This is a genomic window from Nocardia sp. NPDC005978 (assembly GCF_040614455.1).
GTDB lineage: Bacteria > Actinomycetota > Actinomycetes > Mycobacteriales > Mycobacteriaceae > Nocardia.
Genome location: NZ_JBEXUS010000001.1, coordinates 98,062 through 123,100 on the forward strand (window position 1 = coordinate 98,062; position 25,039 = coordinate 123,100).

The following is a 25,039-nucleotide window of genomic DNA, read 5'->3' on the forward strand; positions in this document are numbered from 1 at the left end:
GACCGCGCGTGATCTCACTTCACTAATTCAGTGCATAGCCGACGTTCGCGAGGATCCGGACGCTTGTGCTAGAACACAACTCGCCCGACCAGGAACACAGCTCCCGCAATCGCGGTCGCTTCCGCATAAGCCTTCTCAGCGGCCAAAAGGTAGGTGAAAAGCTGCTCTAGACTGCGAAGGCATGCTCCTCGCAGGAACACCGCGAGTCGTTCGGACCGCCGCCGCTCCGCCAACCTCAGCGCCTGCGCCAGCAGGCGTCTCGACTCCTGCAAAGTTGAGAGTAGATCGGGGTAGCTCGGGTTGTGAGCCACTGAGCGAAGCTACTTCGACGGGCAGCCAACCTGACGCTTCGCCAAACATGTCCGACCCGGCACGAACGCAGAGCGTGCATCGAGACCATGCGACGGTCACCGTTCGCCGCGCCGTTGTCGTGGGCGTGCGGGTGTCGACAGCAGTGACCATTCTTCGTTGTCAGCTAACCGTCCGCCGTTGTAGGGCTCGCCCCGCGACCGGTCTTCCCGCGCCGGCAGACTCAGTCGCCGTTCCGCGATGTCGGCGCACGAGATGCTGAATGCTGCTGCGGCACTGCAAGGTACGTCGGACCCACGCTGCCACGACCGGCTTTCGAGCCTCGAACTGCTGGAATCATGCGGAGCTAAGGGTACGAATGAATCTGCAGGCGACCCACCATCGGTATGCGTGCGCGGTGGGTCCGTCACGGCAGTGCCATCGACGATCGATCCCCCCGCAGTCAGTGTCCACCGCCCCGGATCGGGCGTGCGACCCGCCCACTCCGATCACGCCCCGTGGATCGTGTGCGCCAGCCGGAATATACGCCCACGGGACTTCATCTCGGCCTTCGCGGACAGGATCTCACGGCGCGCGAAATGTGAATGAAGTGTGTTCTTCGTAAATTCTTCGGCGGTAAAGGGACGGAGGGTGGAACATAGAACCACGAACACCAAATCGTATTCGAACCAGCCAAGAAAAGTCTCGACATCAACTCCAGCGTTGACCTCCACCCTGCTCCAGGACATCTCGTAATAGCGCCGCAGAACCTCTTTGTTGTTATCCCGATCGCGGGCTATCATGTCCGCAGAAAGGAGAATCTGCGCACACGCTTCTCGTATCGGGGCGTTGAAGTCCTTTTTCGTATGGATGATGTACAGCTTCTTGTTGCCTTCGTCGACCTTGATCAGGTCGAACAACTCCACCCTGCCGCGGCCCTCCCAGGCGTAGACCCGGTCGCCGAAGTAGAAATCCGGCTGCTCGGCTTGTTTCAAGTTGAAGGCATTTTCGTCGCCTCCATTCCACGGCAGAAATTGAACTTCCGCACCCAGAAACAAGGGCTTGTCGGCATGGAAGACTTCGTCTACGAAGTCGCGCTTGAGGTTGTCGAGGTAATCTCCCATACCTCGATACCATTTCTTGTTCAAACGAAAATATGCGAAGCCGTCCAGGTCCACCTGTCCGTGAAAGAAGTCGACGAGCTTATGGGTAACGTGCGGGGCGTCGCCATTCGCATCGGCTCGATACCCGAACGAGAGTTTCAGGAATGCAGTCCGGAATCCATCGCAGCTGGCGAGGTCATCGTTTACTGCGCGGTGAAGGGCCGGTAGAAGCTCGGCGATTCCGGGAGTGGCATCACCGAGAGGCTCCGAACCCAACCGATAGTCCGACCCCGTCAGGAACTGTCCGACGTCGGCGGGATCCTGCACATCGATATCGGGGACTTCGCCCGCCAGCAGAGCTCGGCGGATGCCGTCGACGAATTCGCCGGTGAGTCGGTCCAGCAACCGCTTGTCACCTTTGACGAGGTGGAGATTGTCGAGAAAGGACAGGTTGCGGCGCTGCTCGTCGGTGGGTTCCGGGAGAACTTCCAGGTATCGGACGATCCGGCAGATCTCGGGCAGGTCGAACATCTGTCGCAGGACGAACGACGATTTGATCTCCACCACCGGCGGTTTGGCCGGGTTGATTATGTCCCGGATCGGGCAATCGGCGGGCAGGAGTTCGGCATCGAGTTTTCCGACCAACTTGGTCCACACGGCGTCGATCGCCTCGCTACGGTCGATCGTGTACACGCGCCGGTAGGTCTCCGCGCGACTCAGGATCGATCCGGTCATCGTGCGCACGTCCGCGGCGGTGAAGCTGTTGGACACCAGTCGCTTAGCGGTCTCGAACGGAAAGTCGTAATCGACAAAGTCGGTGATGATGTGATAACCGGCGCCCGAGGTGATGACGAACAGCGACGTAGCCGTCGAGATGAAGAGCAGACCGTCCGCGCCCTCGTTCTGGAAGAAATCGGCATCGCCAGGGTCTGTGAGGAAACCGCGAATCAGCGGAAGCAGTCCTTCGCTTGACCACGGCCGGCCATAAAGCGCGAGATGAACACCGTCGACGAGTTGTTGTGTGGCGATCGTCCGCAGCGGCATCTTGCTGGCATCACCGCTGATTTGCTCGTCATATGCCATCACAACAGAAGCTATCTGATCCCGCGGTGACCGGCCCTGTGGAACGATCAACTTCCAGATCGCGTTGTTCGGTCGTTTCGTGCTCATAGACACCGCCCACGCACGGACACGGTCACCGCAACGAGGCGCCTGAACTGTGATCGAGCGCGATCGACAGTCAACCTACCGATCATTTCTGCCTCTCCTAAGATCTCGTGGAATCAGCAGCTTGGTGCCTTTCGAGCCTCGCTCCAGAAAATCGCTACAACATTGCTAAGTGTTTCACGCGATCTGGTGTGTTGAGTCGGTGTTGGCATGATCGGTCACCAACGCAGCGTCGGATGCCCGATGCCGTCATCGGGCCTCAAGCCCGTGACCGCCGGACAGGTGCGGCGTATGTTCTCGTGTCTTCACCGCGTCGTTTCGCGAAAACCGAGCCTTAGCGAGAAGCTCAGTTGAAGGAGCCAACCTAACCCGGGGGCAGTCCCTTCTGCCTAACGGCTTTCCAAGTGCCCGGTCGCGTACGGGGTATGGCGCTCCGGTTCCGTTGGATCTACAGAAGCGAGCCCACTGGGGTTGCCGGGAGCAGACCGAGAGACCTCAGGATTCGTCCGGTATCCGCCCCGTCGATGATCATGTAGAAGCGAGGGTGTCGGGCGTCGTGGGCATATGCATCCATCATGCCGACCACACTTGGCTTGATCTGATGACAGTGCTGCAGGACGAGCAGCTCCGCGGGCTCGGTGAACAGCCGGTCGATCTGGTCACCGTTCTTCCCCAGGGCCTTGATGTCCATCGCGCGAGGGAAACCTGGTCCTTTGAACAGCCATGCGGCGGATATCTGGCGGCCGCGGGCGAACACTCGTGAAGTGTAGAGGTCGGAGCGCTCGCCACCCCAGTCCTTCGGAACGTACGATTCGCCGATCAGCCCGGCAAAGGCACGCTTCACCGTGTCCTCCGGCACTCGCAGCACCGCCTCAGCCTCGGTATCGGTGAAGGGGGAGGCGAAGTCGATCCCGCTGAACTGGCCGATATCGCTGGGGTAAATCCGCGCTCCCGGCACTGGACCTCCGGCGGCAAGGTCATCATCAACAAATGACCTGATTCCTATGAAGACGGGCCTGAGCTCGATTCGGTTCGGGCTGAGGTCGCTGACCGTCCCAATCATGTAGACCCGCCTGTTCCCGGTGAGGCTGCCGGACGAGGAGGAGCTGGCGATTCTTGCCGCGTTGAATGTCCCAGTGACGCGCACCGGCTCGCCCACGTCGAGCACCGCGGTGAAGCTGGCCGACTTGAAGCCTGGGGTGTCGCGCTCCCGGTCTCGCTGGAAGGCGAACTCCAGCTCGGTGCCGATGACTTGCCCCGCACGTAGGTCCCGCTCCAGGACACTCTTCGCCAGTTCGCCGACCCCCAACGAGGAAAGCGCCTCGGCGAGTTCGGCGGCGAGCACGTAGGTCAGCGCTGCTTCGGGATCGCTTCTGCGGGCAGCCCGCGCTTGCGCAGTCTCCGTCCGCCACTCTCCGAGGAGGGATTGAACCTGGTCCTGGTGCAGGTAGAACGGCTCAAGCGCAATGCGCGTCATCGACAACATAATCCTTTCAGCTGGTGGCGAGGGAACAGTCACGGGATGTCCTTGAGCAGGCCGAGAAGTTCGTCCACGTTTTGTGGCCGGTCGGTCGGCTTGTGAAGGGTCGTCTCGGCTACTACGGCTACCCATGGTCCGCTGGCAGGCATCAGTGGGAGGTTCTGCTCCGGTCGTTCCCCGGTCAGGATGGCTGCGATGAGCCGCCCGATGCTGTAGATGTCGGCGGCGGCCGTCACATTGTGAGGGTTTCCCGACGAGAGCTCCGGCGCCGCGAATCCCTCAGAGCCGAAGCCGGTGCCGGTCCGAGTTCGGCGCGGAACACTGGTTTCTCCCCGGGGTTGTCGGCCTAGCCCCCAGTCCGCTACGACCCACGTGCCGTTGAGGAGCAGGACGTTGGCTGGCTTGATATCGCGGTGGATCCTGTCGTCGATGTGTGGGCGGCGCAGTCCTTCGCAGACCGCTGTGACGAGGTACCGGAGGGCTCCTGTTTCTCGCCGTAGACGTTCTGCGTGGCCGGCGGCACTGCCGTTCGCGAGCGGCATGACGAACCACCGCCCGTCTGAGTCGGAATCCAGGACCGGCATGACGTTCGGGTGCTGTCCGTAGAGGTGCCCGATGGAGATCTCGCGGCGCATGCGGTGCAGGGCGTCTTCATCGCCGTAGCGCAGTTGCTTCAGCGCAATGGGGATGTGGATGTGTTTATGCACGCCGCTGTAGACCGCGCCCTGACCGCCTTCAGCGAGCGGTTCCTGGTCTCTGTCGTAGTCCGACTTCGTTCCGCGCTTGAGCCAGCACACAGCAGCCCACGGCGCGGCTCTACCGGCATCAGTCGTGGTGCTGTCGTTGAGGAAGGCGCGCGCGGCCTCGATGACGTGGTCACGGTATGGTCCTCCCCTTTGTGCTCTGAGGATGGCGACAAGTGGACCGGCGGTCGGATGGTGGGCGAGATCGGCAGCGAGGCGCCTTGCCTCGGTGTTCTGAGCTGCCGCGCGGGCCGCGCGCTGTCTATTTTGCTCTTGCCGGGCCGCCTGCAGGTCAGGGTGGGGAGCCCAACCACGGGGTGGATGGCAGATCGTGCCTAATCGGTAGTCATGTTCAAGGCCAACGCATCCTGCTCGGGCAAAGGCGAGCGCCACGTCCTCGGCACGATCTCCGAGTTTGGCCATGATGGTGTTCCATCGGCGAGGCACGCTGGTGGCCCAATTCCAGTCAGCATCGTTGACGAGCCCGGCTGGCCGCTCGGGTGGCGTGGGCGGGTGCGCACGCAGGTGGACTCGCCGCACTCTGGGGCGGCCTGCACGATCGTGGTCGAAGGTGCCGTCGGCGTGTGTTGGCCGCGCATAGGCGCGGAGTCCCTCGGGCACGCCGGGGTGGTCGGGCATGGGGAATTCCCCTGTTGGCTGAGAAGACTCGGTCACGCCGTGCCCTTATCGTCCGATTTGTCCTCATCGGGCTCATCTTTGGCGATGCCCGCGGAGGGGCGGTAGGAGGTCAACCATTCCCGGAGCAGTTCGACGCGGGCGCGGTTGGTTTCGTCTCCGACGATGACAGGCGCTTCGTTGTAGGCCATGCTGTCTGAGCGACGACGGAGTTTGATGTAGAGCCCGGATGCCTCGATCGCATAGCGTTCCATATCGTCCTGGAGCGCACCGATCACGGTAATGTTGCGGTCCTTTCCGATTTGCTCGAACAGCGACACCGCCTCACGGCGATGCTGTTTGCCGAGGTTGCGACCGAGTTCATCGAGAACGAGCAGCAAAGGGCGATCGCCTCCTCCAGCGAGCGCGGCAGCACACACCAGCTTGACGGCCTTCTCGTCCATCTGCGCAGTGTTGCTACGGAGGTTGTAACCCGACATCCGTTGACCCTCGGAGCGCCGCCACTTGGGGGTGACGGTCCACCGCCACGGGCGGTCGGGTTCTGCGGGTGGCTCGGGTTCCGGATAGTCCAGGATCGCCCCGTAACCGCCGTACCGTTGGTCGAGGCGGTCGAATTCTTCACTGACCCTCTTAAGCCGGTCCTTGATTCCCAGCGCAAGCGACGCCCGATGCGCCCGTGAGGTCTGCTCAGCCTCGCTCAAGCCTTGCCGAGCCGCCTCCAGGTCGCGAGTGCGCTGCGCACGCTGGGTCGCGATTTGCTGCTGCTGGTAGAGATCGTGCTGTTCGGTCTGGGTCAGATGGGTACGCAGCGCACGGATGAGCACGGGAACCAGGCCGACTCGAGTGTCCAGTCCGCCGCGTTGCCAGCGTTGTTCGATGAGAATTTCCCGGATCTCGGCGGGCATCTCGTCGTGTGGTGTGGCCTCGGGGAAACACCGCCGCACAACCTCGTTGACTTGATAGCAGGTTTCCTCGTTCCACGCTGTGACGGTCCGGACCTGCTGCTCGGTGTCCAGGGCCAGCAGGAACCGCTCCGCGGACTCGGGTGAGTCTCCCCAATTCGCCTCACGGCCAGGCAGGTCCAGAGCCAGCCACTCACCGGTGAGCTTCGTCTTGGTTTTGTCTTGATCGGTCAACTCGCCCTCAAGGCGACGCTTAATGCCGCGGAGGTTCTCGATCCGTTCCTGGCGTGCTTTCCCCGCGCCCAGCGCGTCGGTGTACGCCACATGCGCGGCGTCCAGCCTAGGCTTCAGCGCATCGCGTAGTTCCTCTCGCCTACGGTTGGCCGCCCGCAGTTCCGACATCTTCAGCGCGGTCGCGCCCGCTTCCTCACCGGCTACGGCCGCTTCGGCACGGGTTGTGGCCCGGGACAGCCTGTGCCGGGCCGCGACGAGGAGCTTGTTGGCTTCGGCGAGAAGCTCGGCTTTCCCACGATATTCAGCGCGGGCTGCGGCGATGCGCGCGGCGCGGCCGATGAGTGGTTCTGCGAACTCTCCCACGACGATTACCCCGGCGGCCACGTCGATCTCCGCTGGCTGGGTGCCCGCCCGGTTGTCGATCGCGGTGAAGAACCTGGTGAGATCGAACCTCGTATCGGCACTCGCGGGCAGGCTGGTGCTGTGAGCGGGCGGATGCGTTCTAGGCGGGTCGGCGATGACCAGCGTCGCCGCCCCTGCCCGCCCCACGAGCTTCTCCCGGGCTTGGTCAGCGTGCCTGCGTGGGACGACGACGGCACCGCTATAGGGCAGGAGGCGCGGCTCCCAGCTACCTCGCTGGTGGGTGTTGAGCTGGATGACATCCAACAACGCGGCAGCGGGGATACCCTCCTCGCGCAGAACCTGCAGCTCGTCTGCGGCGACGTCCTCACCAGATTCGGCGGCGGCCAGCAGTCTGCTCGCTCGTTTCTCGGCTTCTTCGGCGACTCCTTTGGATCCGAGAGCCTTCTCCACGGCCGTGTGAGCGTCGGCCTCCTCAGCTTGCGCGGTCTCGACGCTGCGTCCGTCAGCAGCGCGAGCCTTGTCCATGAGCTCCCGCCGTCTTATAGCCAATTCTTCCAACTGCCGGACGGCCACCAGATGGTCGGTGTACAGGCCCTGGTCACGCCCGCTGAGTTCCTTCCAGCGCCCTTCGACTTCGCGGACGTTTCGGTTGAACTCATCATCGTCGGTCAACCCTGAAATGCCATCTTCCACGGTGGACAGCTCTGCCAGTAGTTCTTTAGCGCGGACGTCAAGTGCGTTGAGTTCGAGGCGGATCTCGTCGGTGCGAGCAACCCCGTCGAGGAGGCTTCGAGCGCAGCGGGCGTGCCACGACGCCTTCGCATGACCCAACAAGCTGCGAGCGTCACTACGCAGCGCAATGCCAGCCTCAACGACCACCGTTTCGTCTTCCCAGCTCTTGAGATCTCCCACGGCATTGCGGACGTTGTTGCGGCGGGTGTACTCCGCCGACCGGAGGGCCTGCTCTTGTTCGAGTTCGCGGTCCAACCCGGTCAGGGTAGCGATAGCGTCGAAGATCCGCCGTGGGTCCAGGTCGTTGAGAGGTTGGGCGAGCAGGTTGGCCGCCAGGCTGGAGCGCACCGAAGTCGACAGGAAAGACACACACCGCACGTGGCCGCCATACAGGACCGACGCGAGCCTGTTCGCGTGGAAATCGGTACGTCCATTGCTGGTAGGTAGCGCGTCCCACAACAAGTCAACTCCTGCGGCACGTTCAGACTCAGTCGACCCATAGGGGACATAGAGCCCCTCTGTCCAGCGCAGGTGTACGTGCGATGCCTTGCGGTTGATCCGCAGCCACACGGTCAGGGCGCTCACCGACAGCTCATCGGACGTGTCAGCGCGGGGGTCGGCGAACACACCGATCACATACCCCCAGTCAACGTTAGACCAGCGGCCTTCTTGTCCGGCGACTTCGGCAGTGAACAGCAACTCCGCGGCACCGGCCGCTCCGCTGGCCAGCCGCCATTGCTCGTCGGCGTGCAGCAGACTCACCGCAGCGATCAGTGAGGACTTCCCAGCACCATTGGAGTCCTTCGGGCCTTGACCCGCGACCGTGACCAGACCCTGGCTGATCATCGGCACGGGGTGCGTGGACAACCTCGAGATATCGACCACTTGGACACCGACCAGCACCCGCTCGCCGACAACGTCGAACCTGCCGGAATCTCCGCCCGCTGTTGACCAGGTTCGGGCTGTGCTCACTGTTCTCCTCGAGGGTGCGCGCGGCGTGCTCGTATCGCGGCAGCCAGCGGGCTTTGCGGCGCAGCTGCCAGAATCAACTCCTGCTGCAACGCCCTACTCGCCACAGGTGTCAGCCGGTGAAGTTGCGGACCAGGTAAGTAGGCAGTCCCGCCGACAAAGCCGCGGCCACGAGTAGGCGCGAGCTGTACGAGTCCAGCGGCACGCAACCTCTGCAGAGCGACACGAACATCACCTTTTGCCGTCTGTGCATAACGAAGAAACTCATCAGCTGGCGTCGGTTGCGCGGAGATCCAAGAGTCACCCGACAGAATTCCCTGGCTACGGGGAATCGCAACCGAGTGGATCAACACCAGCACAAGCACGGCCCGATCGATGACCGGGAGGGAATTCCAGCCTGCGTCGGTCAGTTCGGCAGCGATGTCATCGCGGTACCCCGAGGTCCACTGCGTGCCGTCCACCGGGACCAGCGTCCGTCCCACTCGATGTAGTAACCGCTGAAGGTCCCTCCGTAGCGTGGCATCCCGCAACGCCAGCATCTGTACCTCGGGCACCGGGTGGGCGCTGTGCTCCAGCGCCGCGAAAGCGGCAAGGACTTCGTCGCGGTGCTGGTCGCTCAGCTGCGCGAGGATTGGCTCGAATACCGGATGCGCTGCGTTCTCGCTGATCATCACAGACCTTCCGCGCAGCTTTGGCCGATATCGGCGGAAGAGGGCAACATCCGCCACAGCTCGCGCAATGCGCTCAGGTCTGCTGATCCCCATGCGGCGACTCGAGGACCGAGCCGCACCGTCTGGCCAACCTCGTCCCACAGCAGCCAACCGGCACCAGCCAGGCGCCGGATCGCCGCGAGCACGGATCGGTTGGAGGCGGCCTTGTCCCGGTTGGTGATCTCCACGAACACCGCTGCTACCTCACCCCTGGATGCGGGTGCCCCTGGCCACATCGACCCAGCCGGTTCCACCCAGCAGCAGCGCAGGCACGCAGCAAGCACGCGCGCGGTGTCGTTGGGATGCTCGACGGCATGCGCAGACAGTCCCAACTCTTCCAACACGCTGGGTCTCGCGCCCTCGGGGAGCACTGTCAGCAACCACACCGCCATGACGTCAGGCTCGACTAGGTGCAGCATTCCCCCAGGGAAGGCGCTGTTTGGTGCCACCCGCTGCGGGCCGGCGGCGCGGACGCGCGCCCACCAGAGTGCCGTTTCCGACTCGTTCACCCCTCCTTGGCTCCCGCCGGGCCGACGCGCCGAAAGCGCCCATGCGACGTCCAGGACGGGCTGGCGGCGACCTCGATACGTACGCCGTCGCGCCACACGAGTTCGTAGTCGAGGTCTGGATGGTGATGGATGGCAGTGACCTCGGCGAGCACGCGCCGCGCCGATATCCAGTCGCCGGCGTCATCGAGCACATCGACAACACTCACGGAGTCCGAGTCCGCCAGCAGCCGCTCAGCGATGGCTCTGAGTTCCTCGACGTCATCAGCGATACCAGCATCAGCCTCCGGCGCTGGCTCAGCGTAATCGGAGCGGGGAGGTGGGACCCTCGCCGTGCTGATCTGGCGTCCCGCTTCCACTGCCTCGATCAGTGCCTGCGGTGTGAACCACGGCGCGGGGGCGTCGAAGACGAAGCGGTCGAGCACTGCGGCCAGCACTTCCGGGCTCGAATCGCGGCTGAAGGTACGCCACGCTTCCACCGGAAGTAACCCCAACGCGCGAGTCGTACCGGCCTGCTCGATCAGGCGGCCTGCCGCCGCGTCGATCGCGTCCGCATAGGCAGCGAGCGCGACCCTGAGCTCCGCGCAATCGCGATCGAGTTCGGGCCACCTAACCAGCACGACAGCGTGGACATTCTTGGCCTGGTCAATTAATGACTCGTTGCCCCATAAGAGCTGGGCGTTGTTGCCGAGCGTCTCGGCTGTGCCACCCGCCGCTAGGATGGCCAGTTCATTGCCCAGCAACCGGAATACCTTGGTCAACCGGCGCACCGAGGCCATGCCCACGGCCGCCGCAGCATCGTCGCTCTTGACGTTCAACTGCTCCAAGGTCAGCAGCTGGTGCAGTTCCGACTGACCGCCCTGCTCGGCCATCCGCCGCAAGAACAACAGCATTACGTAGGGCGCGAACGCGGCCCGATGGTAAAGCTCATTCGGCCGATCATTGACCCGGCTGATAGCGCCGTAGTTGCGTAGCACGTCGAACCGCCGCCTCACGATCGGAGCATCCCATCGTCGGCACTCGGCGACAGCCTGTTCCACTGTCATCCCCCCACTACCCGCCTCGGCGAACGCTTCCAAAATCGATTCATCAACATCAATCGTCGTCGGATCCACGATCATTGCCCCGGCCTCGCGAGCGAGCACCGAGAAGACCTGGCGGTAGACCCGCAGCACTGCAGCCTCACCGGCGAGATCGTCCAAGGTCAGCTCTAGCGGGTCCGCCAATGCAATCGCTCTCGTCTCCATGTCGGTACGGACAAATTCCCTCACGCACCCGGACATGGGCGGGGCGCCCCCAGACTTGGTGTAGCCCGAATGATGCTATGCCACAAGCCAACTACGCCGGTCTGACGAATCGTGCCATTCTTCAGCGCTGCGCTGAAGTGGACGTGCGGATAGTCCATCGACCTATCACGAACCCAGGAATCGAACCGCGAACACAGGACGAAATCGGGAGAGAGCCGAGATCCCACCTGAACGGGACGTTCGAACACACCCCGAACACCAACATCACCCTCGAGATGGTGCGCGACTGGTACGTCGGGGTTTCGCGTATCCGCACCACCGGCCGCAAAGCGAAACCCGAGACGAAGGTAAGCGATGACATACCCACCGCGCGAGCTCGCGCCTACGAAGTCATCCGCATGGTCTTGAACGTCGCGGTCGACGACGGCCTCATCGACAAGAACCCCTGCAGAATCAAGGGTGCGACCGCCATCCAACCCGCGCACGATGCGACAGTGCTTCAACCCTAAGAGATCTTAGCGCTGGTCAACGCCATGCCCAAGGAACTCAGGGCGTCGGTTCTACTCGCGGCCTGGTGCGGACTTCACCCCTCGGAGACCTTCGAACTGCGACGTCGAAGCTTCAACGCGGACTGCTCCGTCATGGCCATCTCCCACGCCGCGACTTACCGAGAGCGTGAGATCGTCGTTGACCGCCCCGAAGCCGGGTCGACCGGCGAAGTCGTTGTCCCGCAGCTCATCCGCGGCGCGATCCGTACACACCTCGACGAGAACGTCGACAAGAAGCCCAACTCGCTTCTCTTTCCCGACCCAGACAACGGCGGCACCATGCGCGAATGGGATCTACCGCCGAATCTACAACAAGGCGTGCACCGAGATCGGGCACAAGGGCTTCCGCCCCGCGGAACTTCGCCACACCGGCGGCACGGTTGCAGCGCAGGCCGGCGGCACTCTGCCAGAGGTGATGGAACGGCTGCGTCACAAGACACCGGCAGGCCGCCATGCGCTACCAGAAAATCGCAGCTGGGCGCGCTCAGACGCTTGCAGACAACATATCCAAGCTCGCGAAGGGACACCCCACTCTCCGGCACCTGATCAGTGAGCCAGCGGGGTGCGCCGAAAATCCGCCCATCCCAGCGCTATCGGTTGGCCACCACGCGTAGGGTCGGCATACCATTCTCTTCTGGAACCAACGACGACTTCGAGGGGCGGTAGGCGGACGGGTATGACCGTCTTTCCATCAGACGTTGCCGGGATCGCGGTTATGGGCAGTGCTCACCGCTGCAGTCCGGACGTGGTCAAGCGCAAGCTCGAGAACGCGAACTCGCGAGGGTTGGGCAACGTCATATCGGTGCAGGTAGAGAAGTGGCCCGACGGGATGGCACGTGAGGATGTCATACGCCGAGCAGTCGAAGGGCTCCCCCACAAGAAGGTGCTGGTTGCAGACACCCAAGCTCTCTACACAGCAGGTTTCACCCTTAGACTGGAGGTGTCGAACGGTCAGCAGCCCAACCATCACCATGTCGAGTTTGCCGACCCAGTTACCGATGACATGATCGATGCATTCGGACGATGCTTCAGCGACCCCGAACCGAAGCCAGCGTAGAGGAGGCCGAGATGAGAACGACTGTGCACGTCGATTTCAACGACCTCGCTCGCGACGGGAAAGTCGTTGCACTGAAGGAGTGGGCCAATGGCCCTATCGCTGTAGGTGATCTTGTCACCCTGGTCGACCAGTTCGACGACGAATTGACGATGCGCGCGGTAGTTGCCGAGCAGGATGACAGTGGCCAAATGTATCTCGACTTCACCCCACCAGTGGTCGACAACGTGGTTTATTCACGGGATCCACGCAAGTCCCCAGAATGGCAATACCAAGTTGTTGACCGAAAGGACTTCGGCCTCGGCGGTTCCTTCGAAGCTGTCCGGAAGCTCTATCACAGCCGAAATCCAGTACGCGGACCTCTTGCCGTCGAGCATTTTCAGCAATACCGGGATCTTGGCTATTGGCTGCGCACTAGAGGACCAGCGAACGAAGAGTCCACTTTGCCAATTCGTACGTTCGTCGCGACCTTCGATAATCAAAATAGGTCCGTGCGCGAACTGTCTCCCTGGGGGATCTCCTCGAACGGCGAGCCCTTGGTCATTGGATGCCTGCCGAGCGACACCATTCAGTCTGTACTTGATCAGATTACGGACCACGACAGCGTCGTAGTCACGATGGCCATCCCCAATGGCCCCGGCGGCCGCCTGATTTCAGCCACGTCCAGCCTGGCGGGATCGAAGGCACCGCGGCCTGCTAAACAAAGCTATCGAACTCTTGCGGATGTTGGCCTTGGTCTTGAATCCACAATCCTGGAATTGATGGAAACGTCCGGCATCTTCGAAGAACTCAAACGACTTGAGAAGCAAGATGTGGAATTGCCCAAATCCCTGAAGAGTGCGGGTCGATCCGAAATTATCATGTCCGGCCGCTTGCTCATCGCAGCATAGCACCGGGAAATATTCGCGTTCCAGCCGAACGAATCCTGCACCCCGACGCGGTCGAAGCCTCCAAAGTCGTGATCACCATGGGCTGCGGGGATGCGTGCCCGTACTTCCCCGGCGTGGGCGCGACTGGAAACTCGAGGACCCCGCCGGCAAAGGCGTAGAGGCGGTGCGGCCCATCCGCGACGAGATCCGCACACGTATCGAGGAATTGATCGCCGAGCTGCTCCCGGCCCGCGCCTGACCGCCACCATCGAAGGAATCGCGTACATGAGCACCCGAGCACCGTCCACGACCTGATCATCGTCGGATCCGGCCCCGCCGGATACACCGCGGGAATCTACGCCGCCCGCGCCTAACTCGATCCGTTGCTGTTCGAGAGAACCCAATTCGGCGGCGCTCTCATGACCATCACCGAGGTCGAGAGCTTCCCCGGCTTCCGCGACGGCATCATGGGTCCGGACCTGATGGATCAAATGCGTGAGCAGGCCAAACGCTTCGGCGCCGATATCCGAACCGAGGACGTCGAAGAACTCAAGCTGACCGGACCGATCAAGAAGGTCGTCTCCGGCGGAGTTACCTACCTGGCGCACGCAGTCATCCTGGCGATGGGCGCGGGCGCCCGTACCTAGGCATCCCCAGTGAATCCACCCTGCGCGGACGCGGAGTCAGCGCGTGCGCGACCTGCGACGGATTCCTCTTCCGCGGGCAAGACATCGGGCGCGGGGTGGGCAAGGCCCTGGCTCTCACCCTGGTCATCGCCGCCGACGAAGCCGGTCTGTAGGCATTGCAGGCTTCGATCCTCCACGAGGATCGGGCCGCGATCTCGCTGCACCATCAGGCGGGATTCCGCACGGTCGGGGTCCGCGAACGCATCGCGCGACTCAATGGAATCCGGCACGACACCGTTATCCTGGAACGACATGGAGCCCACGCCTAGACGGCATCGACCGTCCACGGCGACGACCCCCGAGTCGATTCGAAAGCCTCAGCCGCAGCAACTGGAGCAGCGGCGACCGTCTGTGCCTGGGCACCACTACCGCAGCAAGCGTCCTCGACGGTAGCCTCCTCCGCGGTGCCCTCAGAGATCAAGCGGCGGCCATGGTCGAGCGCAGCGAAATCGACGGCGCGGCAACAGTAGTCACGAGCTATCGGGCGCTCATCCCCTCGTCGTGAGTTCGAGGACTGAGTGCCGGAACTCCGGCACCTCGGTCAACCAACGACCCACCGACGCCGATCTGCCCACCTCACAAAGATTCCGTCACGGCGATTATCGATTGACTCCCCCTGCGTCACCGGCCTTCGCACGGTAGCGCAGGACCACCACATCGCCGAGAGTGATCGCATCGATGAAACCGAGCCGACGCCGCGACCCACCTGGGAACGCCGCAGGGTTAACAAACCGAGGAGCGCTGGCGTCGCCAACCAGCAGGGGCGCCAGCACATAGTGCAACTCGTCGGCCAGGTCGGCTTCCAGGATCGCGGTATGGATATGTGAACCGCCCTCGATCATTAACTGCGCGATACCGCGGTTGCCCAGGTCATCGAGCAAGTCTCCCCAAAACCCCTCGGCGTCCTCAAGTTCGACGATCTCGGCGATCTCATCGAACGCGCTGCCCATCTTCGCCGCGCCCTCGGCCGTGGTGTAGATCAACGGGCGACCGGCCTCCACGTGATGATGGAACATCCGTGCAGCCGGTTCGAGATCACCAGACCTGGTGACGGTCACCTTCAGCAGATTGGGCGGCTTCCCTTCGGCCACGCGGGCTTGCTGACGCTCTGGACTGCGCAGCATCAAACGCGGGTTGTCCCGGCGCACCGTTTCCGCTCCGATGAGGATGGCGTCCGATTCCGCTCGCACCCTGTCGACCCGATCGAAATCCGCGTCGTTGGACAGCAACAGCCGGTCCGGGGACATGTCATCGATGTATCCGTCGAGGCTGACTGCGACGGAGGAAACTACGTACGGTCGGGGCAACTCTCGGCCTTCCAGGTGGAGAACGCGTCGAGGAACTCTCCGACGCCGGGTTGTCTACTCGCAGGATCGATCATGCCGGACAGACACTCGACCTTGCTCAGGATGCGCGCCGAGCCGGTTCCCAGGCCGATCCCCAATGCCGCGAGCCCAAGCTCGACAGCCGGTTCGATCGCACCGTCGGCCATGTGCGCCACCGCCGATCGCGCCATACAGACGCCCTTGTCCCGGGGGTAGCCGGGCAGCATGTGCGTCATGACGAACTCGAATTGATCTGTGGCAGTGCGATATCGGCCGGTCTCGGCTTGGCTGTATGCCTGGAACGCGTCGATGTACGGGATATCGACGAACATGCCCCAGCTCTGATCACATGTCGCCCTCGAGGTGATGCTGCGCGCCTCGTCGTACATCCGATCACTGCGCGAGGTCTCGCCGGCCAGTGCGTACGCGTGCGCCTGGAAGGTCACGATCGCCGCCATGAACAACGTATTCGGTGGCGCAGCACGTTTCGCCGCGTCAGCCAGATCCATCGCACTGACCGAATCACACTGATCGCCCGCGAGCTGGCTCATACGAGCAAGAGCGATACCGACGTAAAAGTCGTCGCCGAGCTGGTGTGACCACCGCAGTGCGCGATCGGCCCAGTATTGAGCGTTCTCGAAGTCTCGTTGATCCTGAAATTCCCAGGCCGCGGTCTCGGCATACATCGCCATCAACCGCAGGATCTCCTGCCCACTTCCGACCCGTGCCGCGTGTAGCTGCTGCAACAGGGCGAGGTCGGCGAGCAGGTGTGGCAACGTTTGCGCCGAGCCGTAGAGATTGTCCGAGTCGATCAGCGACATTCGGCGCTTCTGAAAATGCGCGGCATGATCGACCGGAGCGTTGGCGAACAATCCGGTCATCGCCCGATAGTTGAGATTGCCCGCGGAGGTACCGATCACGGTGGAGGTCACCGCCGATCCGATCACCCCTGTACCGATCCCGGCGAGGAACTGCCGACGAGGGACAGCCACCAGTACTACCTCCCCGGTGAGAGTGCGCGCGGACACGACGATGTGATCGCCAGCGTCGGCCACCTCGAGCGATTCTGCCGGTGCGCCCTCGGCAACGAGGTCGGCCGGAGTGTGCAGCAACTGCCAGAAGCACTGCTCGACAACTCCTCCGGCCGCGGCCAGCTTGTCGTCCATGCGTACCGAGGCGTCAGCCGGATCGTGGCACCTCGACGTTCCCACTTCTTGACAGCGTCGAGCGAAACCCCCACATGATCGGCGAACGCCTCCTGCGTCATTCGCACGGCAAGACGGAACGCCTTGCATTCGACCCCTGACCATTGCGTGCACGCACTCATCGGATACCCCTGTGCCCCACGGTGCATCGAGAGTACTCGCGCAGTACACCCTCGGTCACTCCAATGCGCACATCGCGCGGAGAAGAGTTGATTCCACCACCGGCCGAGCCGCGGCCAACCGAGACCATCGAGCATCCCGGAGTACTGCACATGGACTTCCTTCTCGCGATCACGCTCGTATCGCTCGCTGTCTTCACGGCCGCCGGCATCGGTCGCATCGTGCACTCCCCTGCCGCTTCCGGGCCCGAGCTCACCGTCGCCGAACTCCAAGCCCGCCTGGCCGCGGAGCACCCCGGTAGCAACATTCCGATCATCCGAAGGGGGTAGCAATGGCATTCACCGAACACGAGGTGAAGGTGCTCGGAGCACTCTCGCTCCTGGAACCGATCCACACCATGACCGTGCGGCAACTCGGCACCACAACCGGGCTTTCCGAATCCTCGATACGCCGGGCGCTGATGCGCCTGGGCCGAAGCGGACTCGTGCTGAGCACTCCGCAGGGACCCGCGCGCTGGCGCTCCACTGAACGTGGACGCCGAGCATTGACCCAGCCCGCCTACCACGGTTACCTCGAGGCGCGATCATGACCGAATTCGTGATCGGATTCCTGCGGCGCGAGGTATCAGGCGCGGAGTGGCAGCAAGACGAAGAGAGCAGCCACGCGCTGGCGAGACAGTTCGGGTGGTCGATCGTCCTGATGTACTACGGCGACCCGAACCTCCCAGGCGCCGTTATCAATCGATTGATGAACTACGCGTACAACGAGTCCGTTAGTGCCGTGATCGCACCGTGCTTCGATCACTTCGAAGATGGCGACATTCCGGCTTTGGTCAAGTTCGCCGACGTTGTCTGCGCGCGTACCCGTCGCGGGTACACAGTCGCTCAACATGGCGACGTGGGAGGCATGCTGAAACGCATATCGATCGGAATCGAGTGACTTCGATGTGCAGTCAGCTGGCGTGGCTCTATGAGGCATAGCGGCACGCACGATCGCCTTCGCACCCGTCCGCCAATACCCGAAACTTCAGGCAGGATACGACGCGCTGATCCGCGACCGATGCAGCGTCGCTTCCATGATCAATCGATTGCTGGCGACGCGGCGGCGTACAACGATTGCCCCAAGCTTCCTCCGTCCCGTTTCGTCGTCGAATAGTGCTGCGTCATATAGGTTTTCAGGGTGGTCGGTTTCCACAACTGTTGTACCGTCGGAACGTATGGGAACTGCGCTTCTGGCAGCGTCATTTGCGATGGCGGGGATCGTGATCGGTCGGTTTTGGGATACGCGGACCGAATCGGTGCGCTGGCAACGAGATCAACGGGTGAGCAGCTACCGCGCCCTGGCTGAACAGTTCCAGCTCGTATGCGAAACGCTGCGGGCGCTGGCCCTTACCAGTCCGGCTACCGTGGGGTACACAGATCGAATCGATGAGATTCGCCAGAGCGTGTATCAGGGCTGGGACAGCGCCTACACGGCAGTCTGGCTGTACGGATCACGCGACGTGGTCGCTGTGGCAGCCAACTTGGATGCAGAGGTAACCCGCCTGTTCTACCGTGTCAGCGAGCAACACCTTGATGTGGCGGAGTGGCAGCAAGAAAGAACAGCGGCACGTGAGGTGTTCGAGAAGTTCATCTTCGCAATTCGCCGCGAAATCCGAATGCCACAGGTAGACGCTCGCTTCTTCTCGTACGTCCACAGACCCCGCTGACACCGGCTAGGCCCCGGGCTCACCCAGCCTCACATCAATCTCGAACTGGCTCGGGCCCATGCCGCAGCGCTTCGAGACCAGCCGTGGCCCGGGGCCGGCCGACGGCACACCTTCGCTGGTGGCCGCACTCTGACGAGCCTCGGCGCGAGCAACATGTGGTTCGCTATCGCACATCTATGGCACGAAAAAGGCTGGCCATCCACGGAAACCGTGTCTGACCAGCCTTTTTGTATGTGGACCTGGTTGGGCGATATTCCAACCGTGCCGACCTGCAGAAACTCGAAACCACACGCGCCAAGATCGACGCCGAACAGCCACGAACACTCCCCCGCCGATACAAAAAGCCACCCACAACAAGGCCCCGCGTGCCCCGCAAAATCGAGCGACGGCTCACCTCCACGGCGGTCGCGGAGCTGATCCAGGCCTACTGCGAGGGTGCCTCCACCAAACAGCTGGCCGCGCGGTACAAGATCTCCAAAACCGCGGTTCTCGCACTACTGACCAACCACAAAGTCCCCCGCCGATACCAGTCGATGACCACCACAGACATCGACCACACCGAACGCCTCTACCTCGCCGGCCACTCACTCGTCAGCTGCAGCAGACTCACCGGATTCCCACCCAGCACCATCAGAGACGCCCTACGCACCCGCGGCACCACCATGAGACCGGCGGGAGGCAGCCGTCCGGGCGTGCGTTAAAGCGCCTGGACGGCGCGTCGACATGCCGAATCGTCAACGAATTTCACCCGTAATGCAATCTTTCAGCTACTCCATCAGTTGCTGCAGCGGATCACGTATCCCTGGGACCCACTATGCGCATGGTCGCTGACAAGACGATCAGGCACTCATACGAAAACACCACCGCTGCAACGAATCCGATCCCGACCAGCTGGCGATCGCACCACCTCATGAGATTGATCGATGCCAGCAGTGGTAGCGACGCATCGGTCTCGCACTGTCTAACGCCCTTTGCACTACGTACAGACGGACAATCTTTACGTGGTGCGCCAGCCGTAACCGATTACTCAGCTCTCTTCCAAGGGCGCGGCCCAGGTGCGGAACCGCCTGTGGCGTGTGGTCGAGCCGGGAAGCGCTATCGACAGGAGTGGTATCACCAAGCCAGGCCGCAGCATGCCGATCTTCTTGCTGTCACTCGTTGGGTTTGACGACAACCGGTCGTCTACCAAGTAGATAAGAACCACGCCGCGAGTGGGTGATGGTGCATCTTCGAGCACTCCGATCTCGCCCGTGGCGATGGGCATCGCAACGTGCCGGTGGTCCCTATACGACCCAGGGAAGTCGTGGCGTGGCGCACCACGCCGTCCGCGGTAAATGATGGGGGCCGCAACGTCGAGTTCTTCGAAATCAAGCATTCCGACATAGTCTTGAGGTTGTGGCCAGACGACCGTCCAATCAGTGATTCTGCCTTCCGCTGTTTCATCTGACAGCAGATTCTTCACCTTTCCGATCGCTTCGTATCCCTCGCGCCATCGATGCTTGTCGAGAGTCTGCAGGAATTCGACGGCATCAATCGTCCCGACTCGGGCCTTCACCTTCACGTCTCTGCTGCCAGTTCGGTACTGGAGGACTGTCTCCTGTGTGGCCTTCGCCAGCAAGGGGATCCCTACTTGGCACAAGTTCGCGTAGTTCGCATCCCGCGCCTCGCGCTGTGGAACCTGATAGAGGTCCCTGAATCCACTGAACGAGGTGTCGCTGACTGTTGTGGCATTCCGCATCTTGGGTGGCGACGTCGGTTTCAGCCGGGGCAGGTGCTGTTCGACCTTGATCAGGACTTCGCGTGGGCTGTAGGTCACTCTTCCGCCCTCATCGACATCCCGCAGCTCACGGATCCGGTTGCGGAATGCCTCTTCCTCGCATAGGCGCGCTTGGAATGCCTCGTACAGGTCGCGGTCGATGTAGAGGCGCACCAGGTCTTGGTATCCCTTTCGGAAGCCGAACCATCGTCCGGCCTGCATGAGGGTGTCGCCTTGCTTGGTCTTCCGTGTGAAGTACGAGACTGTGAGCCCTTCGACGGTGAATCCGCGGCTGAGCTGTGTTCCACCGACGAGGATGCGCCAGACCTCATCGGTCGCGAAGTTCAGTTCGTCTTTGTGGTCCTGGACGGCTTCGTCGGAGTTCACGACCAAGACGAGATTCTTGGCTTCGGACATCCTGGTGAGGGCCTCGGCTATGAAGGGCTCCAGTTCCTCGAAGGAGTTCGGTATTGCGAAGCGCTCGGACCGGGCTTGCATGACCTTCGCATGGTCTTGGTGGTAGAGATCGCGCAGTCGTTGGATCCCGGTCGAGGAATCGAATGCTGAAGCGTCCCACAAGGTTTGCACGCTGCACGAGGTGGCGAAATGGTCGGCCTTGCTGGTGGATTCGTGGACCAGCATGGTGTGGTGACGGAGCATGTTGCGCGACTTCGTTGTTGAGCTTTTCGTACGTCGGAACAGCTTGATCGCGCCACTGAGTACCCAGGAGTCGATTGCCCGACGCAGTTCCTGCCGTCCGAGTGGCTGGTCTCCTTCGGGAAGGTGTACGTGCGCGAGCTGGTTGGAGTTGACCACCGTCTGTGGGTCGCCAGCGGTCTTGCCGTCGACATCGTGGAATTCCTCAAGGCCCATATAGCCTTTGGGCGGATCCAGTAAGAGAATGAAATCGCAGGGGAACAGATCCTCGGGGTCGTTCCGGTCGATGAAGACGGTCGCGAAAGCTGTTGCAGTGTAGGCGACATACTTCGCTCGCGGGCAGAGCCGAAGCAGATCGGTGATCTGTTGGTTGGTTGTCGTGCGAATTCGTTCGTCGGTGCCTACTGTCCATCGCTTGGCGTGCGGCGTGGTGTCGATGGATGCTTCGTCGGCTTCGTCGTCGATTATCAGAACAGGAAGTTCTGCCAGGTCATCCCGACTCTTTACGAGATCGCCGATCAAGTCCCCCAGCGGGGCCGGTCGCTTCTTGACCACCGCGACGACCGCATCGGAATGAAAAAGGTTCTCGGAATCGAACAGTGGCAAGTCCTTGTGTGCCCTGTTGAACCGTATCGTGGGGACGCCGCTACGGCTCCCTTTGAAGTCGCTTGCATACGTGGTTACCCGAATGATGCCGGGGACATTCCTCTTACGAAGCAGTGCATCGTGACTCACGAAACGGCCTGCTTCCCAGTCGTCGTCGCCTCGATAGTCACAACCTTCGTACGATCGAGGGTTCTCGGGGTTCTGGCGGTTGAGGATGTTCTCGACTCCGATGAGCTCCATGTCCAGTCGACGTTGGGTCTGGGCGCGGAGTATCCCGACCGTTCCGGACAGGACGATGATCAGCCGGTAGCCGGCGTCGATGGCCCGCGCGATCACTCCGGTGAAATGTGCTGTCTTTCCGCTCTGGACTCGACCGACCACGAGACCTTTGGTCTGTTCTGGAAGTTTGTTCGTCGGGTCTCCGAACTGTGAGATCACCTCGCGAGTGGATTGGCGAAGAGAGAGGATCGCATCCGGGTCCCACTCCTTGAACGTGAGCAGATACCGTTGGTAGTCGTCCCAGTAGTCGCTTCTTCGCCGATGTTGCGGGCCGCCACCATCCGAGTCGGAACGAGCGGACACTGTAGTAAAAGGCTTGGCGTCGAACGGCATTCGTGCCTCGACGGCAGCGGACAGCTGGGCGTCGAAACCCAGGGCCATGCATACTGCCAGGCGGCGCGCCCGCGATCCTTTGAGGGTCGGGTTGCCTTCGGGATCTTTGAAATCGAATCCGGAGTCCGCATCCCAGTCACAGACGGCTTCGCGTAGCTGAACATGAGCTGGATCGTTCAGCTTCGCTTTCTCGATGAACTCGGCCATTTCTTCGCTGGTCACAGTGGTTTCCGCTTCCGACGAGAGGAACGGAAGTAGCGGGCGAGGTCTGGTGCTTGAGAAGAAGGTGAGCGTAGCGCTCAGGGCGCTTGCCCAGGTCGGCGACTGGTAGGACATGCGGTTCAAAGATCCTTCGGTTCGAGGAATCCGCCTGCAGGAGAGGGCAGGGAATCATGAGGAAGCTCGGTAAGGTCGACTCGATAGCTGACATCCGAGACGGCAGGGAAGTTCGGCACAACAGATGCGAGCGCAGGGGCGGTGATGGCGGGGAATTCGCACCCGACTCGATAGCCGCGAGGTTCACTACGCAAACACCAGAATGTGCGATACAGGTCCGCGTCCTGATCTCTCCAGCCGAGCCCAGAGAGACGCTGATCAAGCACCGCTCGGTGCCCGCCAGCGAGGCCACGGACCGCCGTCACTAGGTGCGGAAGCGTCCGCCCGCGTGAAGTCCCTGTTCGGGTCACCTGAATCGAGATGAGAGCCAACGGGACAACGCGGCTAGGGACGAGTTGGGTAAGCCCGCTGATGAGATGCCGTCGTCGTTCGCCGGCGGTGGTCTTGATCTCACAGTCGATGTCGTCGAAGACGAAATCGTGCTCTTCACGCAGTGGCCCCTGCCACGCTTCGATAGCCGGTCCGGCACCGATGGTCTGGATCAAATACTCGAGGAACAGCAACTCCCCGAACAGCCCGATCTCCATTTCTAGCGTCAGGCTCGAACGACCTGCAAGCATGTCTTTGTGCCGGGCCACAGCCTGGGCCACCGCGGAAGCGAGCGGTGCCTTGTGGACTTGGAGGTCATCGGCTATCGCAGTGAGCAACCCGTACGCGCCGTGAACGTCGTCGTCGACCTGTACGTCTATGACGGCGTAGTCACCCGCAGCGTCAGAAACAACGTGACAGTCGATGTTCCTCAGGGTGGCCAAATCCGGTATGGGGGACTGGTATTCGGTGATGAGGGAGATGTGTCCGAGGTGTTGGTCCAGGCGGAGCTGGCACACAGGGATCCCCTCGATCGGTAAGACGAGCGGAGAGCCACCGCGCCAGAATCGATCCAGGTTGGACAAGGTGAGATGTCTTGCATCGTAGGATGATTCGCTGACGGGTCTCATCGCCGACGGTCGGCCCTCCCCACCCGATGGTGGTCCGTCGTCGTTTACGTCGGGAGTCGATGATCTCCCAGTGTGTCCGTCTTGCATCAAGTCGCCCCCAGACTCTATCCGTGCAGCCACAATGACATGTCCCGAGAGAACCGATCCCGATCCGGCAATGATTGCGCTCGATCGTGGGTCTTCGTCACCGAGCGCGAAACCGGCTATATACGATTTGTTTTGAGCAACGCACGCAGTTCATCTGGTGTAATCCAAGGTGATCCGTGATGAATCATCCGATGACAGTTGGCGCACAACAGGATTAGATCTGACAGTTTGGTTGTGGTGTCACCGGAGACGTGCAGCGGCGTGACGTGGTGACACTCGGTGAACTGCGCTCCCCTAGCACCATAGGTCTTCTCGAAGTCGAAGAAGCAGACCTCGCAGAACACGCGTTCGTGAAGCCCAAGGAAGTCAGCGATCTTCCTCTTTCGGAGTGCTCTGTCGCGCTCGCGCGCGTAGTGCCAGCGCCGCAGGAGGCGACCTTCCCGCGCTTCGACTTCTGCTGCTTCGTCGTCCAAACCGACAGCGTCGGTGCCTTCGTCGATCTGCGGCACCGCCAGCTGTTTGAGCTCGCCCGCCAGTGCCGCGGCACGAAGCGCGGTCGCGACGGCGTGCATATGATCCGGCGAGTCGAGGAAGTCATGGAGAACTAACCGGTCGGTCCGTCCTCCATTGGTCGGGCGGCCGCGATAGTCCGGATGCTGCGATGCAATGTCCGCGGTCTTACGGGCGACGCCGTTGGGGTTACGGAAGGTATCGCTGCGGAGGTCGTGCGGATGGATCGGGAGGTGCTGCAGCACACCGGACAGGTCGATCACCCGATCGTCGTATTCTTCGATCTGCCGCCAGCCGTTCTGCATGACGAGATCGCACGCCAGGATGACCTCGTCGCGTGCCCAGGCCGGCGACCTTCGTGGCGGCACCACGAATCCGAGCTCACGCAGTCTGCGGGCAACGGTGGCTTCGCCGCCGCTGAACTCGCTCGCTTGGAGAGCGCGCCGACCGGGTAGGTAGCCATGCGCCACGCCTGCGACGGCCTTGGAGTCATAGCGTTTGCCGTCGTATCGCAGGTGGAAGGCCCGCGCGGGCTCGAACCCGTAGCGCTCCAGGAACGTGTCCTGACCGATGTGGTCGTACTCACGAATGGCAGCGAGAACCGCTGCTCGGGTGAGATCACCTAAACCCATGGCGGCACAGTATCTTCTAGCACCGACAGGGCGAGGACATCCGACATTCCAACGCCCCATTCGGGGCGTGATCACCGCAGCAGCTCAAGCAGTCGGCTTGCCAGTTCCCTTGTCAGGGCGGCGATCACCGCACCGATGGCGAGCTTACGGACCTCGTTGAGCTTCTCCTCGGCCCGCGCCGAATGACCGATCCGACGCCGCCGATGCTTACCTGCCATCACTCTTCATCCAATCTGCTTGTCGTCCCTTG

At 62.1% G+C, this 25,039-nt stretch carries 21 protein-coding genes and 3 pseudogenes; 11 read left to right on the forward strand and 13 right to left on the reverse strand.

The window, feature by feature from the left end; translation table 11 throughout:
• Positions 1 to 797: 797 nt before the first annotated feature.
• The 7 genes from ABZ319_RS00470 to ABZ319_RS00500 form a co-directional block, all read right to left on the reverse strand.
• A complete protein-coding gene (locus ABZ319_RS00470) occupies positions 798 to 2,474 on the reverse strand; it encodes a DUF6119 family protein (RefSeq protein WP_354984120.1) in 1,677 nt (558 codons plus the stop codon).
• 532 nt (positions 2,475 to 3,006) lie between these two features.
• Positions 3,007 to 4,035: a hypothetical protein gene (locus ABZ319_RS00475; protein WP_354984121.1), complete on the reverse strand. Its 1,029-nt coding sequence runs from the start codon at positions 4,033 to 4,035 to the stop codon at positions 3,007 to 3,009.
• A 38-nt stretch (positions 4,036 to 4,073) separates the two neighbouring features.
• Positions 4,074 to 5,420 carry a protein kinase gene (locus tag ABZ319_RS00480; protein WP_354984122.1) on the reverse strand — a complete coding sequence of 449 codons (1,347 nt, stop codon included), beginning with the start codon at positions 5,418 to 5,420 and terminating at the stop codon, positions 4,074 to 4,076.
• Between the two features lie 32 nt (positions 5,421 to 5,452).
• A complete protein-coding gene (locus ABZ319_RS00485; protein ID WP_354984123.1) occupies positions 5,453 to 8,620 on the reverse strand; it encodes a hypothetical protein in 3,168 nt (1,055 codons plus the stop codon).
• Positions 8,617 to 9,288, reverse strand: a complete 672-nt coding sequence (locus ABZ319_RS00490) for a hypothetical protein (protein WP_354984124.1) — start codon at positions 9,286 to 9,288, stop codon at positions 8,617 to 8,619. The genes ABZ319_RS00485 and ABZ319_RS00490 overlap by 4 nt, the downstream gene beginning before the upstream one ends.
• Positions 9,288 to 9,521, reverse strand: a complete 234-nt coding sequence (locus ABZ319_RS00495; RefSeq protein WP_354984125.1) for a hypothetical protein — start codon at positions 9,519 to 9,521, stop codon at positions 9,288 to 9,290. Before ABZ319_RS00495 ends, ABZ319_RS00490 begins: the two co-directional genes overlap by 1 nt.
• Positions 9,522 to 9,832: 311 nt before the next feature.
• Positions 9,833 to 11,104, reverse strand: a complete 1,272-nt coding sequence (locus tag ABZ319_RS00500) for a hypothetical protein (protein WP_354984126.1) — start codon at positions 11,102 to 11,104, stop codon at positions 9,833 to 9,835.
• 53 nt (positions 11,105 to 11,157) lie between these two features.
• Here ABZ319_RS00500 and ABZ319_RS00505 point away from each other — a divergent pair, with 53 nt between their 5' ends.
• From ABZ319_RS00505 to ABZ319_RS00530, 6 genes and pseudogenes are all read left to right on the forward strand, one after another.
• Positions 11,158 to 11,589, forward strand: a complete 432-nt coding sequence (locus ABZ319_RS00505) for a hypothetical protein (RefSeq protein WP_354984127.1) — start codon at positions 11,158 to 11,160, stop codon at positions 11,587 to 11,589.
• A gap of 715 nt (positions 11,590 to 12,304) precedes the next feature.
• Positions 12,305 to 12,685, forward strand: a complete 381-nt coding sequence (locus ABZ319_RS00510) for a hypothetical protein (RefSeq protein WP_354984128.1) — start codon at positions 12,305 to 12,307, stop codon at positions 12,683 to 12,685.
• 11 nt (positions 12,686 to 12,696) lie between these two features.
• Positions 12,697 to 13,572: a hypothetical protein gene (locus ABZ319_RS00515; protein ID WP_354984129.1), complete on the forward strand. Its 876-nt coding sequence runs from the start codon at positions 12,697 to 12,699 to the stop codon at positions 13,570 to 13,572.
• A 29-nt stretch (positions 13,573 to 13,601) separates the two neighbouring features.
• A pseudogene (locus tag ABZ319_RS00520) lies at positions 13,602 to 13,810 on the forward strand (heat-shock protein HtpX); the annotation flags it as partial.
• A gap of 52 nt (positions 13,811 to 13,862) precedes the next feature.
• Positions 13,863 to 14,284: pseudogene (locus tag ABZ319_RS00525) on the forward strand (FAD-dependent oxidoreductase); the annotation flags it as partial.
• A pseudogene (locus tag ABZ319_RS00530) lies at positions 14,285 to 14,506 on the forward strand (ArsR family transcriptional regulator); the annotation flags it as partial.
• A gap of 330 nt (positions 14,507 to 14,836) precedes the next feature.
• Here the strand turns inward: ABZ319_RS00530 and ABZ319_RS00535 are convergent.
• Complete coding sequence (locus ABZ319_RS00535; protein ID WP_354984130.1) at positions 14,837 to 15,484, reverse strand: dihydrofolate reductase family protein; 648 nt, start codon at positions 15,482 to 15,484, stop codon at positions 14,837 to 14,839.
• Positions 15,485 to 15,525: 41 nt separating this feature from the next.
• The gene (locus ABZ319_RS00540; RefSeq protein ID WP_354984131.1) at positions 15,526 to 16,728 is read right to left on the reverse strand and encodes a hypothetical protein; all 1,203 of its coding nucleotides are present in this window, start codon (positions 16,726 to 16,728) and stop codon (positions 15,526 to 15,528) included.
• A 311-nt stretch (positions 16,729 to 17,039) separates the two neighbouring features.
• Here ABZ319_RS00540 and ABZ319_RS00545 point away from each other — a divergent pair, with 311 nt between their 5' ends.
• The 5 genes from ABZ319_RS00545 to ABZ319_RS00565 all read left to right on the forward strand — a co-directional run bounded on the left by ABZ319_RS00545 (position 17,040) and on the right by ABZ319_RS00565 (position 19,296).
• A complete protein-coding gene (locus ABZ319_RS00545) occupies positions 17,040 to 17,216 on the forward strand; it encodes a hypothetical protein (RefSeq protein ID WP_354984132.1) in 177 nt (58 codons plus the stop codon).
• Between the two features lie 2 nt (positions 17,217 to 17,218).
• A complete protein-coding gene (locus ABZ319_RS00550) occupies positions 17,219 to 17,476 on the forward strand; it encodes a hypothetical protein (RefSeq protein WP_354984133.1) in 258 nt (85 codons plus the stop codon).
• Positions 17,473 to 17,826, forward strand: a complete 354-nt coding sequence (locus ABZ319_RS00555; protein ID WP_354984134.1) for a hypothetical protein — start codon at positions 17,473 to 17,475, stop codon at positions 17,824 to 17,826. The genes ABZ319_RS00550 and ABZ319_RS00555 overlap by 4 nt, the downstream gene beginning before the upstream one ends.
• Positions 17,827 to 18,103: 277 nt before the next feature.
• Positions 18,104 to 18,595: a hypothetical protein gene (locus ABZ319_RS00560; RefSeq protein WP_354984135.1), complete on the forward strand. Its 492-nt coding sequence runs from the start codon at positions 18,104 to 18,106 to the stop codon at positions 18,593 to 18,595.
• Between the two features lie 365 nt (positions 18,596 to 18,960).
• Positions 18,961 to 19,296 (forward strand): hypothetical protein, encoded by a 336-nt coding sequence (locus ABZ319_RS00565; protein ID WP_354984136.1) that lies wholly within the window; start codon positions 18,961 to 18,963, stop codon positions 19,294 to 19,296.
• Positions 19,297 to 19,622: 326 nt separating this feature from the next.
• Here ABZ319_RS00565 and ABZ319_RS00570 read toward each other — a convergent pair whose 3' ends face one another.
• From ABZ319_RS00570 to ABZ319_RS00585, 4 genes are all read right to left on the reverse strand, one after another.
• Positions 19,623 to 22,562 carry a Z1 domain-containing protein gene (locus tag ABZ319_RS00570; RefSeq protein ID WP_354984137.1) on the reverse strand — a complete coding sequence of 980 codons (2,940 nt, stop codon included), beginning with the start codon at positions 22,560 to 22,562 and terminating at the stop codon, positions 19,623 to 19,625.
• Between the two features lie 5 nt (positions 22,563 to 22,567).
• Positions 22,568 to 23,515: a PD-(D/E)XK motif protein gene (locus tag ABZ319_RS00575; protein WP_354984138.1), complete on the reverse strand. Its 948-nt coding sequence runs from the start codon at positions 23,513 to 23,515 to the stop codon at positions 22,568 to 22,570.
• A 248-nt stretch (positions 23,516 to 23,763) separates the two neighbouring features.
• A complete protein-coding gene (locus ABZ319_RS00580) occupies positions 23,764 to 24,789 on the reverse strand; it encodes an HNH endonuclease (protein WP_354984139.1) in 1,026 nt (341 codons plus the stop codon).
• Positions 24,790 to 24,860: 71 nt separating this feature from the next.
• Entirely contained in the window at positions 24,861 to 25,007 is a 147-nt protein-coding gene (locus tag ABZ319_RS00585) for a hypothetical protein (RefSeq protein WP_354984140.1), read from the reverse strand.
• Positions 25,008 to 25,039: the final 32 nt, after the last annotated feature.

Bases quoted from the DNA above. Each gene is read 5' to 3' on its own strand.
- ABZ319_RS00470 (WP_354984120.1), bottom strand. From the start codon at position 2,474: ATGGCATATGACGAGCAAATCAGCGGTGATGCCAGCAAGATGCCGCTG.
- ABZ319_RS00475 (WP_354984121.1), bottom strand. From the start codon at position 4,035: ATGACGCGCATTGCGCTTGAGCCGTTCTACCTGCACCAGGACCAGGTT.
- ABZ319_RS00480 (WP_354984122.1), bottom strand. From the start codon at position 5,420: ATGCCCGACCACCCCGGCGTGCCCGAGGGACTCCGCGCCTATGCGCGG.
- ABZ319_RS00490 (WP_354984124.1), bottom strand. From the start codon at position 9,288: ATGATCAGCGAGAACGCAGCGCATCCGGTATTCGAGCCAATCCTCGCG.
- ABZ319_RS00505 (WP_354984127.1), top strand. From the start codon at position 11,158: ATGCCACAAGCCAACTACGCCGGTCTGACGAATCGTGCCATTCTTCAG.
- ABZ319_RS00510 (WP_354984128.1), top strand. From the start codon at position 12,305: ATGACCGTCTTTCCATCAGACGTTGCCGGGATCGCGGTTATGGGCAGT.
- ABZ319_RS00515 (WP_354984129.1), top strand. From the start codon at position 12,697: ATGAGAACGACTGTGCACGTCGATTTCAACGACCTCGCTCGCGACGGG.
- ABZ319_RS00535 (WP_354984130.1), bottom strand. From the start codon at position 15,484: ATGTCCCCGGACCGGCTGTTGCTGTCCAACGACGCGGATTTCGATCGG.
- ABZ319_RS00540 (WP_354984131.1), bottom strand. From the start codon at position 16,728: ATGGACGACAAGCTGGCCGCGGCCGGAGGAGTTGTCGAGCAGTGCTTC.
- ABZ319_RS00545 (WP_354984132.1), top strand. From the start codon at position 17,040: ATGGACTTCCTTCTCGCGATCACGCTCGTATCGCTCGCTGTCTTCACG.
- ABZ319_RS00550 (WP_354984133.1), top strand. From the start codon at position 17,219: ATGGCATTCACCGAACACGAGGTGAAGGTGCTCGGAGCACTCTCGCTC.
- ABZ319_RS00555 (WP_354984134.1), top strand. From the start codon at position 17,473: ATGACCGAATTCGTGATCGGATTCCTGCGGCGCGAGGTATCAGGCGCG.
- ABZ319_RS00560 (WP_354984135.1), top strand. From the start codon at position 18,104: ATGGGAACTGCGCTTCTGGCAGCGTCATTTGCGATGGCGGGGATCGTG.
- ABZ319_RS00570 (WP_354984137.1), bottom strand. From the start codon at position 22,562: ATGTCCTACCAGTCGCCGACCTGGGCAAGCGCCCTGAGCGCTACGCTC.
- ABZ319_RS00580 (WP_354984139.1), bottom strand. From the start codon at position 24,789: ATGGGTTTAGGTGATCTCACCCGAGCAGCGGTTCTCGCTGCCATTCGT.
- ABZ319_RS00585 (WP_354984140.1), bottom strand. From the start codon at position 25,007: ATGGCAGGTAAGCATCGGCGGCGTCGGATCGGTCATTCGGCGCGGGCC.